This is a genomic window from Citrobacter sp. UYEF32 (assembly GCF_040546205.1).
Taxonomy (GTDB): Bacteria; Pseudomonadota; Gammaproteobacteria; order Enterobacterales; family Enterobacteriaceae; genus Phytobacter; species Phytobacter diazotrophicus.
On the sequence record NZ_JBEPNI010000004.1, the window covers coordinates 365,716 to 377,830 of the forward strand.

Annotated in this window: 10 protein-coding genes; 3 read left to right on the plus strand and 7 right to left on the minus strand. The window is 53.6% G+C overall.

What is annotated here, in order from left to right:
- Positions 1 to 3 precede the first annotated feature (3 nt).
- Both ABIB59_RS13110 and ABIB59_RS13115 read right to left on the minus strand, forming a co-directional pair.
- Complete coding sequence (locus ABIB59_RS13110; RefSeq protein ID WP_125123867.1) at positions 4 to 1,713, minus strand: fascin domain-containing protein; 1,710 nt, start codon at positions 1,711 to 1,713, stop codon at positions 4 to 6.
- A gap of 670 nt (positions 1,714 to 2,383) precedes the next feature.
- Entirely contained in the window at positions 2,384 to 2,968 is a 585-nt protein-coding gene (locus tag ABIB59_RS13115; RefSeq protein ID WP_354035717.1) for an NAD(P)H-dependent oxidoreductase, read from the minus strand.
- Between the two features lie 114 nt (positions 2,969 to 3,082).
- On the opposite strand from ABIB59_RS13115, the gene ABIB59_RS13120 reads away from it, so the two are divergent.
- Complete coding sequence (locus ABIB59_RS13120; RefSeq protein WP_354035719.1) at positions 3,083 to 3,676, plus strand: TetR/AcrR family transcriptional regulator; 594 nt, start codon at positions 3,083 to 3,085, stop codon at positions 3,674 to 3,676.
- Between the two features lie 63 nt (positions 3,677 to 3,739).
- Here the strand turns inward: ABIB59_RS13120 and ABIB59_RS13125 are convergent, their stop codons facing one another.
- From ABIB59_RS13125 to cscK, 5 genes are all read right to left on the minus strand, one after another.
- Positions 3,740 to 4,780: a substrate-binding domain-containing protein gene (locus tag ABIB59_RS13125; protein WP_039078051.1), complete on the minus strand. Its 1,041-nt coding sequence runs from the start codon at positions 4,778 to 4,780 to the stop codon at positions 3,740 to 3,742.
- 29 nt (positions 4,781 to 4,809) lie between these two features.
- Entirely contained in the window at positions 4,810 to 6,219 is a 1,410-nt protein-coding gene (locus ABIB59_RS13130; RefSeq protein WP_354035721.1) for a sucrose-6-phosphate hydrolase, read from the minus strand.
- A complete protein-coding gene (locus tag ABIB59_RS13135; protein ID WP_039078053.1) occupies positions 6,219 to 7,589 on the minus strand; it encodes a sucrose-specific PTS transporter subunit IIBC in 1,371 nt (456 codons plus the stop codon). The genes ABIB59_RS13130 and ABIB59_RS13135 overlap by 1 nt, the downstream gene beginning before the upstream one ends.
- A gap of 69 nt (positions 7,590 to 7,658) precedes the next feature.
- Positions 7,659 to 9,176, minus strand: a complete 1,518-nt coding sequence (locus ABIB59_RS13140) for a carbohydrate porin (RefSeq protein WP_039078054.1) — start codon at positions 9,174 to 9,176, stop codon at positions 7,659 to 7,661.
- A gap of 152 nt (positions 9,177 to 9,328) precedes the next feature.
- Entirely contained in the window at positions 9,329 to 10,255 is a 927-nt protein-coding gene (gene cscK / locus ABIB59_RS13145; RefSeq protein WP_071194562.1) for a fructokinase, read from the minus strand.
- 274 nt (positions 10,256 to 10,529) lie between these two features.
- Here cscK and ABIB59_RS13150 point away from each other — a divergent pair, with 274 nt between their 5' ends.
- Entirely contained in the window at positions 10,530 to 11,084 is a 555-nt protein-coding gene (locus ABIB59_RS13150; protein WP_039078056.1) for a DsbA family protein, read from the plus strand.
- 74 nt (positions 11,085 to 11,158) lie between these two features.
- Entirely contained in the window at positions 11,159 to 12,028 is an 870-nt protein-coding gene (yghU, locus tag ABIB59_RS13155) for a glutathione-dependent disulfide-bond oxidoreductase (RefSeq protein ID WP_071194560.1), read from the plus strand.
- Positions 12,029 to 12,115: the final 87 nt, after the last annotated feature.

Consider the following 12,115-nt stretch of genomic DNA (forward strand, 5'->3'; position numbering starts at 1 on the left):
GAATTATAAAAACGTCCATTTAACCCATCCGGCGTCGGTTCGTTCATTCGTGACCGGGTAGGCCATTGAATAAGGCGGGTTGCCAACAACGTTATCCATGTAGTAGCTATTTGCCGGGTTGATTCCATAAATGGAAGAAACTCTGCGCACATATGGTCGGTAGGGAAGAGAGCTGGTTCGTGTCTCTCCTCCGCCCATCGCGTCGAAATCGCGGTGGTCAGTGTTGATAGCCTGTCGAAGCGGAACAACATCTTCACCTACAGCGCTCGCCGTCGGGAAAACGGTGCCCCACTGAGTAAGATAACCGCGTGCCATTTTGTAGATAAGCTCAGGTACGGGTGCGACCGAAGCCGATACGTTTGCCGCATCATATTTTGCGTCTGCGGTGTAATTTCCCGCGACGGTGCTGTGCCTGCCGCGTATGGCGTACAGCGTATAGCCCACGGGTTGCGGATAATTGCCTTTCTCCAGAGGGTCGGTCAATTGCGCGTTATCCGCGATGTATTTCCATCTGTCCCACCATAAAACTGAGTTGTAGATTTTGGCGGTATTGTCTTTTCCTGTCATGAGCCCGTTGGGACGAGGGACCAGTGCCATAAAGGGTTTATCACCCGGTTGTATGCACATATCCCAGGCATAGACACCGACATAATTCACCACGTTGGGGGGAAGCTGCGTAAGCATGCTGTACCACTGGCCAGTCCCGGGAACAGGATCGATCGCAAAAATATTGATGGGGATTTTTTTGAGTTGCTCCGAACCGTAGGCATAGATAAACCAGGCCGCCATGATGCACTCAACGGCTCCCCGACTGTGTCCGATAAAATTAAACTGCTGTTTGCCACTTTTGCATGCGATGTTAGCGCCATGCAAAGCCAGTGCCGGGGCGGACCAGCCATCAAGCTGAGTGGCATAAGAATACTGGTCGCCGCCTGAGTAGCTTTTTACATAGTTAAGCAGGCTGGAATCTGCATCAAGTGGTCCATTAAAGACCAGCGGTTCACTGTCGTTGCGGGGAACCGCCCAATCATTCTCACCTACACCACGAACAGAAATACTCGGCGTGACGGCCTGTAATGAGCCGCTGATCTCTTTGTGGATCCGTACCGGAATATAACCCGTATTCGGACAATAGATATTTTTATCACTACCAGGACGTGATACCTCACCTTCATCGCGAGTACAGGCGGTGCCACTAAAGCAGACGGTAAACACAGAAGGAGAGCTTCCTGCCGCAGCCGCTTTTAACACATGTACAGAAGGTTGCTCTGTAAGCGTATCGGGTTCGTTGAGCGGGAGCGGATTGCCGGATTGATCAAGGGGAATAATTTCGAAGATATCATCGTCCGTTGGATTCAGAGAGTTGGCCTGCAAAATAGCACCTGCGGCCTTGATATCGACATACATCTTATTCGCTGCCAGCAGGACGATTTGCTCATCTGAATGCCAGTTGAACATCTCAAAGTTTTCGTTTTCGCCCACCGAGTCACTTATTGCGGCTAATGAATTACTTTCGCCCGGCTTAATTGTCACATACTTTCCATTAAACGCTTGCAGAGCAAAGATCATGTCTTGCTGGTAAACCAACTGAAAAATTTCATTGTTTCCACACGTTGAACTCGTCGCCGCTAATAGATTAGCCCCACTGTCGACAGTAACGTAATGTCCGCTACTCTTTTTCAACGCGATCTTAATCGGTTCTGTACTCATCATGTAGTTCCTTTTTTGAAATTAGAATGACATTCTGACGTTCACAGCCGAGCAAAATAAATTAAGGTACTTTCCTCCTTACTGATTGAAGAGTAATAGGTTATATAAAAATGAATCTTTCCTGGCGCACAGGAATTAACACACCAAAATATCTGATATTTCAGCATCAAACAATTTCGATGTTAGACTGACTTAAATAACAACTAACCTGGAAGATTAAATAGAGACAAGAAAAAACAACCCAAGCTTAGGTATGTTTTACTGGTATTGTGATAATTATCAGACCACACATTCTCAGAAATGAATCACAAGCAGGCCTTTTTAATATAATGAGCAGGTTATGTTACCAACGCATGTCAGGATGGGAAAATATTGGCTATTAATAGTTAAGCACTAAAAGGAAAGAAGTCAATATAGAAAGAATAATTTACCTCTGCAATGTCAATCCTCAAGAAAATCACGTGCGCGTCGATTCAGCACGTGCATTTATTAACATTAACGCAGCAAATTTCGTCTGAACGGTAAAAAAATAAAATAAATAACATTCTTGAATGTTATAGGAATGATGGTCATCCACAATATAAACATATTTAAAAACATATATTTTCGCAGCAAACATAAGGCCGCAGCAGAGTGAACTACGGCCTTGAGACGGTATCAAAACAGCGTACAACTATGCGAAAACGGCATGCCCCAGCGTCAACGCTTTATCCAGATACGCCTCCCCGCTTCCCAGTTCCGGCAGTAATAGCAGCTCAGACGCTTTCACCTGCGCACCGCAGTAATCAAGAATGCCGTGGGCAATTTGCGCGTGAAAGGCGGCGGTAAAGCCGTGCCGGTCGTAGGTGCCCTGGCTTGCCGCGCCGAGGCCAATAACATGGACCGGCAGGCGGCCCAACTTTTTCACCACCTCTCCTTCGGCGGTCTCTTCATAAGCCCAACCGTTGGTAAACACGCGGTCAATCCAGCCTTTCAGCAGTGCGGGCATTGACCACCAGTAGACCGGGAACACCAGCACCAGCGCATCAGCCTTATCAATTCGAGCCTGCTCTGCCACAATATCCGCCGGGACAGGTGCGGTAAGCTTGAACGCGGCAAAGTCCTGCGCGGTGAAGGTCGGGTTAAAGCCTTCGGTGGTGAGATCGACAATCTCTGCGGTGTGTTGCGGATGAGTGGTAATCCCTTTCGCCATGGCGGCAGCGACACTGTGGCTCAGAGAGTGTGAATCCGGGTGAGAAACGACGATTAAAGCATGCATTTGGCGACTCCTGGTTGCGGGATGGCGTAAGCAAACGTACTCTATATACCAAAGGTAACCTACCAATAGTAACTTACCTTTGGTATATAAGCATGTCAACGGAGAATTTTTACGATGGGCAGTCAGAGCACACGCCAGCGTTTATCACGGCAGGAACGCTATACCCAGTTGATTGAGGTGGCCTGGCAGATCATTCGGGAAGAAGGCACAGAAGCCCTGACACTCGGCCATCTCGCAGAACGCGCCGGGATCACAAAGCCGGTAGTTTATGATCATTTCACCAGCCGTTCGGGCCTGTTTGCCGCACTTTATCGGGAATATGATCTTCGCTCGACGGCACGTATGGACGCACAGCTTAGCCAGACAGAACCTGTGCTGGAGAAGCTCGCGGCGGTCATTGCCGATGCGTACATTGAGTGTGTGCTGCTATCGGGGCGCGAAATGCCAAGTGTCATTGCCGCACTCAGCGGCACGCCGGAACTGGAGCAAATCCGTCAGGACTACGCCACGACATTTACCGAGAAATGCCGGGCGCTGTTTACCCCTTTCTGCAATGGCAATACGTTACAAACACCCGCGCTATGGGCGATGCTCGGCGCCGCAGAAGGGTTATCCTGGGCGGTAGTGATTGGCAAAATCAGCGCGCAGCAGGCGAAGAATGAACTGGTACAGGCGATCGTGACGATGGTGCGCGGCAGCCAGCAATGATGAACACAAGGGGAAGCCCCTTCCCCTTGTATTATCAAAATGGTGACATGCGTTGCCGTTACATCAGCCAGCCTGACCAGGCGCTGCGTTTTTCAAACGTTCATTACGCAGGCGTAGTGTGGCGGGCAAAATGCGTTGTTGTTCGGTCGGCTCATTGCCCTCAATCAACTGGGTGATGAGGTCAAAACAGTCATACGCCAGGCGCGGAATGTTCTGCTCGACGGTATCAATACTCAAGGTGAGAGAATCATAGAGATAGTGATCGTCGAAGCTGGCAATGTGAATATCACTTTGCAGTAAATGGTGCTGACTCATATAGCGCAACACCCCTTCAAGCAGCCCACATGCCGCCGTAAACAGGGCTTTGGGCGGACGTCCCAGCTTCGCACACAGGGCGGCAAACATTTCGTAGCCGCTGCTGGGGTGATAGTTGCCGTGAATAATCCACTCAGGGCGCAACGCCACCCCTGCTCTCTCCAGCCCTTGCGTGAAACCCGCCAGACGATCTTTGGTTGGCGACAGTCGCGGTTGCCCACCTAAAAAGTAGATTTCATCCGGATTCGCACGGGCCAGACGTTCAACCAGATCGGCGGTGGGTGTCACCGCATCGGTGATAACCAACGGCAACGGCGTGCTGTTCATATGGCGGTCGAACAACACAACGGGCAGTTGCTCGCTGAGTTTCAGATAATCGGCGTCGTTGAGCATGCTGGAGGCGACGATCAGCCCGTCCACCTGACGGGAGACCAGATTGTTGACCACCACTGACTCCTGACTGGCGTTTTCATCGGTACAGGAGATAAGAAGCTGCAAGCCCGCCTCACGACACAAGTTTTCCAGTTCATGAGAAAAGGCGGCAAACCCGTGGTTGGTTATCTCAGGGACCACCAGGCCGAGCGTGTGGCTGCGATCCTCGCGCAACAGCCGGGCATGAATGCTCGGCTGATAATGGTGCTGTTGAGCAAGCGAAAGCACACGCTGACGGGTTTCCTGCGCCACGCGTAACTCTTTACCTCGTCCATTGAGAACCAGACTGGCGGTGGCTTTTGAGACACCCGCCAGCGCGGCAATATCAGTGATGGTAACGCGTTTTGTTTTTCTCACGACAATGCATCGGTTAATGAAACAAGCTGTTATTCTACCATGCAAGGACGTAACGACCAGTATTGCGCCCGCAGTTCGCCACTTCCGCTAAAGGTTATTTGCGCAGGATGTGACGGGAAGTAGCGGCTGCTCATTACGCCAGCGCCCTCATTGATGAAGATCTCAACGCTTGAGCTGTCGCATAAAATTTGCAGCACATTTGCCTCTCCGTCCCAGTAACGCGAGAGCCATTCGCCATTTTCAAGGCTACGACGGTCAAGACGCAGATGGTCTTTATGCCAGTGCAGGATAAGCGTATCGCCAATATTCAGCGTCAGCTCACCTTCGCTCTCGATCCATAGCTCCAGGCTCCGGGCATCCATCACCGGTGCGTCATCCACACGCCCTGCAAAACGGCGCTCATTTTCGCGCAGCGCCTGCAATTCCCTGACCGGCTGTTGATACAACTTACCGTTACGGTTGGAAAGCTCGCGCACGCAGGTCATTTGATGGATCCAGCCCTGCGCTACCGTCGGCTGGCGCATCTCTTCGCCATCCGGCACCCCCATCCAACCCACCAGCAGGCGCCGACCGTCAGCGCTTAAGGTGGTTTGCGGGGCGTAAAACTCAAATCCGGCGTCAAGCTCATGCAGCGCGCCATGTTCAAATGTCGCCTGTTCAGGGGTGAATGCCCCACTCAGGTACGCGCTCGGGTGGGTATTAAGGAAACGGTGCGCTTCACGTGCCACCCCTTGCGGGCAACAGATGAGGAAAGTATCAGCGCCCAGAGTGAACAGGTCCGGGCACTCCCACATATACCCTGCCTCCCCTAAACCGCCGAGACCGCTACCGGCGAGCTCACCGAGTAACTGCCAGTGATGCAAATCGTCGGAACGAAGCAGCAGCACTTTGCCGCGTAGCGCCAGATCCTGGGCACCGAGCACCATGTACCACTGGTTTTCGTGCTGCCAGACTTTCGGATCTCTGACGTGCCCGGTGTAGCCTTCCGGCAACGCGATAACGGGCCCCAGCTTATCAAACCCGCCTTCGGCGTTCTGCACCGCCAGACATTGCCAGGCCGTGCGACCACCCCCGGCGAATTTCACGTTGCCGGTATAACACAGCGTCAGTGCGCCCTGGTTGTCGACCGCGCTACCGGAATAACAACCGCTGCGGTCATACTCCTCTTCCGGCATCAGCGCTATCGGCTCATGCTGCCAGTGCAGTAAATCCGCTGAACTCCAGTGCCCCCAGCATTTGTGATTATGCTGACAGCCGAGCGGGTTCCACTGATAAAACAGATGAAACCGCCCCTGAAAATGGATAAAGCCGTTGGGGTCATTCAACAGCCCCGTCGCCGGGGCCAGATGCCAGGCCGGATAGTGACTGTCTCGCAGTGCTTTCGGTTGTCCTTTAAGTACTGACAGTAAAATCTTCGGCAACAGGGCTGATGGCGTCATTATTCGGAGTCCGTTTTGTATTTAAGCAGGTAAGAGATAACAAAGGCGACGCTGAAAGCAATCACCATCCCGATAGCATAATTCAGTAACGAGCTGGCCTGTACAATCGCCATGCCCGGAATGCCCGTTAACCCTACGGCTGTCATATAGACATGGACCGAGACCACCCAGGCACCGCCAACCGCCCCACCAATCAACGCTGCAATAAAGGGTTTTACAAAACGCAGGTTGATACCAAAAATAGCGGCTTCTGTAATGCCAAGGAGCGCCGAAAACGCCGATGGCAGGGTAATGGCTTTGATTTTGGCATCTTTGGTTTTGAACCACACCGCCAGACAAGCACCGCCCTGAGCCACGTTGGCCATCGCCCAGATAGGCAGCAGGAAGTTCACGCCAATGGACGGGTTGCCCAACAGTCCCGCTTCGATCGCATGGAAACTGTGATGCACGCCGGTAATGACAATCACCGAATAGAGACCGCCGAACAACAACCCTGCCAGCCAGCCGGCATGGGTGATGAGCGTGCTCAACACAAAGGAGATACCGTCACCCAGCGCACGCCCCGCCGGGCCGATGACCAGCAGCGCGACAAAACCGGTGATAATAACCGTCAAAAATGGCGTCAGAATCAGATCCAGCGCGTCAGGAATGACCCGGCGCAACTGTTTTTCCAGGACACTCATAAACCAGACGGCAAGCAGCACCGGGAAGACCGTGCCCTGATAGCCGATCATCGCCACTTCGATACCAAAAAAGTTCATGGTATGGAACCCGGCGGCTACGCCCCAGGCATTGGTCAGCGCCGGGTGCGTCAGAATGCCGCCCAGCGTCGCGCCCAGGAAGGGGTTACCGCCAAATTCACGCGCCGCGGTGAAACCAATCAGGATAGGCAGAATAATGAACGCCGCCGAGCTGAACATATCCAGCATGATATAGAGCGCGTTTTCCGGATTGACCCAGCCGTAGGTTTTCACCATTCCCAGCAGCCCCATCAACAAACCCGACGCCACGATGGCCGGGATGATCGGGACGAAAATGTTCGACAACAAACGGGCCGCCCGCTGGAACGGATTCAGTTTGCGGGCAGCAATGGCTGCGGCCTCGGACTTGCTCGTTTCGCCAATACCCGCCTCTTTGATAAAGGCGGCGTAGACTTTATTCACCACGCCAGTGCCGAAAATAATCTGCAACTGTCCGGCATTGCGAAAACAACCTTTCACCCCTTCTACCTTACCGATCGCCGTGGTGTCTGCTTTGGCATCTTCCGCCAGAACCAGCCGCAGTCGCGTAGCGCAATGCGCTGCGCTGACGATATTGTCCTTGCCGCCCAGCAGCGGTAAGAGCGAGCGGGAAATCTGTTCAAAGTCCATATAAGCCCCTGTTTTATGGAGATTTGTAATAATTAGCGCGTCAAGAAGCCCCTTAACGGGGCTTCATTATCAGAACCAGGTTTCCATCTGCACGCCGAAGGTCCATTCGCCGCCAGACTTAAAGCCGTTGCTACCCAAAGCATCATCGCTGGCATAGTTGTCCAGCTTGTGATCCCAATCCATCCAGGAGGCGAAAAGACGCAGTTCCGGACGTTTCAGGAACTCACCCACATCACCCGCTTTCAATGTTGGCGCAACGGTGAGTTTGTAGAAGCTGCCGTTGACCGCATTGCGGCTGTTGTACCCCTCCGGTTTGAGATCCATATACTGATAGCTGCCTTCATACTGCATCTCGAAATTCTGCGTCAGTTCCTGAATCAGTCGCATGTTAACCGTCGCCCACTCGTAGCTGTCGCCTTTGACGTAACGGTCTTTGCTGCTCTGTGCCAGTACCGCAGGGGCAATATGCCAGCCACCACCCAGTGGGGTCATGCCGTAGGTCGCCAGACGCCAGGTATCGGCCTGAGGTAACAGCGCGCCATCCGCCCCTACTGTTTTCACCTCAGCACCGAGGCCATGGCCGTAAAGCAGCGCGGTTTTCGACATCCCCTCACGCAAGCCATAGAAACTTTCGTTGTGCAGCCCTAACAGCGCATGGACACCGGTGTTAGCCGCATCGCTTTTCACTTTGTTGCCATCGAGGTCAACGCGGTCGTTGTTATCTTTTGCACGCATGCCGCTAACCATCGCCTGCACCGGGCCAAAGTAGTTGTTCAGCGTCAGGATGTAGTTCTGGGCATTATTTTCACTGTTTTCGATATCGCCAAAGGTGCGGCCATAGAGCGAGAAGTTGCTACGCGCATTATCACTCCACTTCATGTCATAGATACCTGCGCCGGTCCCGGCGAGGAAAATCACGTCCGAATCAAGCCAGTGAATATCGAAGTTATCTCGGTCAAAGCGTTTCCCGGCCCAGACGGTAGTGTCTTTAAACGCGCCGGTGAAGGTGGGCAGATGGCCCAGCTCGGTAAAGGCCTGACGCAGGTTGAGGTCGCTGCTCGATGCCGTCCAGTCGTTGTAGCTGCGCTGCCCGTCGGCCAGCATCACTTTGAAGCGCGTGGTGGCGCCGTTAGCCAGCGTCTGTTTATGTTCAAGATTCATCTCAACATAGGTATCCGGTTCGTTGCCCAGACGCCCGACATGTCCACCCGTTTCACCGGCTGGCGTCATCCCTGGCCCACCCTGGGTTTTAGCTGCGGAGTCGCTCATCAGCAGTCCCGAACGGGCATAGCCATGGAACTCAAAGCCACCTTCCTGTGATGATTTCTGCTCCAGTTGCGTAGTGCGCTGCGCCACCTCAGCCGTGGTGGTCTGCGTTTTCTGCTGCTCGGTTGCCACCTTTTTCGCCTGTAACTCGGCGGCTTCTGCTCTTTTTTCTGCGTTAGTCGCCCGTTGTTCGGCGGCCTGTAAGCGTTGTTCCAGCGCGGCAAGGCGCGCCTCTATGCTGCTGTTTCCCGCCTCTGCTGCAAGGGCAGAACCCGACCCCATTAACAAACCAAGCGTGATAGCGAGCGTGCTTTTTCTCATTGTTTTTGCGTCCCTATGAAAGAGGTAAGAGTGCTGAATATTTTGCTAAACCGGTTTAGTCGCGAATAATAATCGTGGTTAATTTCAACCTGCAAACAAATTAGCTAAACCGGTTTAGTGAATGTGAGGAGGGTCGCAAATCGTTATGGAAATCAGCCCTGCGGCGCCATCAAAGCCGCAAGATGGGGCAGCGCAGTCATCGCCCCTTTCGCCGTGGTCGCCAGTGCACCGCATCGCTGCGCATACTTAAGGCCCAATGCCAGATCTGGCTCGCTTTGGGGTAAACCTGTTTGCGCCAGTTGCCACAGCAACCCGGCCACAAAGGCATCACCCGCACCGGTGGTATCCACGCTAGTTACGGGCACGCAGGGATAATGGAAAATGTCGCCCTGGAAGAGCGCCTGCACGCCAGCTTTGCCCTGAGTGACCAGCAAAAGTTTGATCGCAAAACGTTCTGCCAGCGTTTTCATCGCGACACGTAAATCCGTGGAGGCCGTCATGAAAGCCAACTCTTCTTCTGAGAGTTTGACCACATCGGCCAGAGCGAAGGCACGCTCCAGACACCGCTGCAGCATCTGCGGATCCTGCCAGAGATCGGTTCGAATATTAGGATCAAAACTGACGAAGCCGCCTGCTTCACGTATGCGCTGCATGGCGAGTAACGTCGTGGTCCGCGAAGGTTCAGCCGAGAGCGCAATAGAACAGCAGTGTAACCACTCCCCCTGCCGGAAAGCTGGCAAATCATCAGCCTGCAAGAAAAGATCGGCGCTGGGGCGCACCATGAAGGTGAAGGAACGCTCGCCTTCGTCGTCAAGGGCGACGACAACGGTGGATGTCCGCTGTGCCTCGTCAAAGGTCATATAATCCGTGTTCACCTTTTCCTGACGTAGCGTGTCGTACATAAATTTGCCAAAAGGATCCTGCCCCACCCGGCCGATAAAACCGCTTTTCCCTTCCAGCCGCGCAATGCCAACGGCGACATTGGCCGGAGCTCCCCCCGCGCACTGCATTAATCGCCCGTCGCCCTCTGGCAACAGATCAACAACGGCATCACCCAGACACCAGACTTGAGCTGACATGGTTTTCTCCCAGTAGAATGTATCGCTAAAATCTAATTAAACCGGTTTAGCAAAGCAAATCTATTCTGCTACCAATGCAAAATGAGGTGCGCTACATCAAACACAGGGTCTCGCCTGGCGGTCTGCTTGTGGCATTGGCTTTTTGGGCGGTTTAGCCGTCACTCCTGCCAAATTCATCAATTCCAGTGCCTCACGAAATCACATCCTGATATTCTCTTTGGTCATCGCAACGTTCACATCTGCCACAACATCGTGCTAACCATCAGGAGTCAACATGAGCCAACCGTTACATGCCGAGCCGCTGGTCTGGGGTCACGGCCCACGCACTTTTGAAGTTTTTCTGGAACCCACCTGTCCGTTCTCCGTGCGCGCGTTTAACAAACTGGATGCGCTGCTAAAAGAAGTGGGTGAAGACAAGGTGACGGTAAAAATTCGCCTGCAATCGCAGCCCTGGCATTTGTTTTCTGGCGTCATTGTGCGCTGCATTCTTGCCGCCTCCACGCTGCCCAATGGTCGCGATGCCGCACATAAGGTGATGCAGGCGGTTGCCGACCACCGGGAAGAGTTCGAGTTTACCGACCACTGCAGCGGCCCGAATATGGATGCCACCCCGCAGCAGATCATCGAGCGAATTGAAAATTATAGCGGCGTGAAGGTGAGCGAAGCCTTTGCGCGCCCGGAATTGCAGGCGGAAATCAAATGGCACTGTAAGTATGCGCGCCAGAACGGTATCCACGTCTCCCCCACCTTTATGGTCAACGGACTGGTACAGGCGGATCTGGGCAGCGGTGATGATATCAGCGCCTGGGCGGCGCGTATTCTGGCCTGATCGGAGCGGGGAAACACGCCCCTATCCGACGGCTACTACACTGCTTCAATACCTTAACGAAAAGGCAGGTCAACATGTCAGAGAACACCTATCAGCCCCCAAAAGTCTGGACGTGGGATAAAGACAGCGGCGGCGGCGCGTTTGCCAATATCAACCGCCCCATTTCCGGCGCGACCCATGACAAAGAATTACCCGTGGGTAAACACCCGCTACAGCTTTATTCGCTGGGTACGCCGAACGGCCAGAAAGTGACGATCATGCTCGAAGAGCTACTGGCGAAGGGCGTGAAAGAGGCGGAGTATGACGCCTGGCTCATCCGCATTGGTGAAGGCGATCAGTTCTCCAGCGGCTTTGTGGACGTGAACCCGAACTCCAAAATTCCGGCGCTGCGCGACCACTCCACCACCCCGCCAACGCGCGTATTTGAGTCCGGCGCCATTCTGCTGTATCTGGCAGAGAAGTTTGGTCACTTCCTGCCCAAAGACCCCGCCGGGCGGACTGAAACACTGAACTGGCTGTTCTGGCTGCAAGGCTCTGCGCCGTTCCTCGGCGGCGGCTTTGGCCACTTCTATAATTATGCGCCGGTGAAAATCGAGTACGCTATCAACCGCTTTACGATGGAAGCCAAGCGCCAGTTAGATGTGCTCGACAAACAGCTCGCAACCCACAAATTCGTGGCGGGTGACGAATACACCATCGCCGATATGGCCATCTGGCCGTGGTATGGCAACGTGGTGCTGGGCAACGTTTACAACGCCGCCGAGTTCCTTGAAGCCAGTGGCTACCAGAATGTTCTGCGCTGGGCCAAAGAGGTTGCTGAGCGTCCTGCCGTGAAGCGTGGGCGTATGGTCAACCGTACCTTTGGTGAGCCAAGCGAACAGTTGCACGAACGCCACGATGCCAGCGATTTCGACACCCACACCGAAGACAAACGCAACGGCTAACCCCCCTCTTCCCGGACGGCAAGCGTCCGGGAATTCCTTTCCCAGGCCAGCCTGAGACTGTTTTTATCACATCGTATTTACAACCTC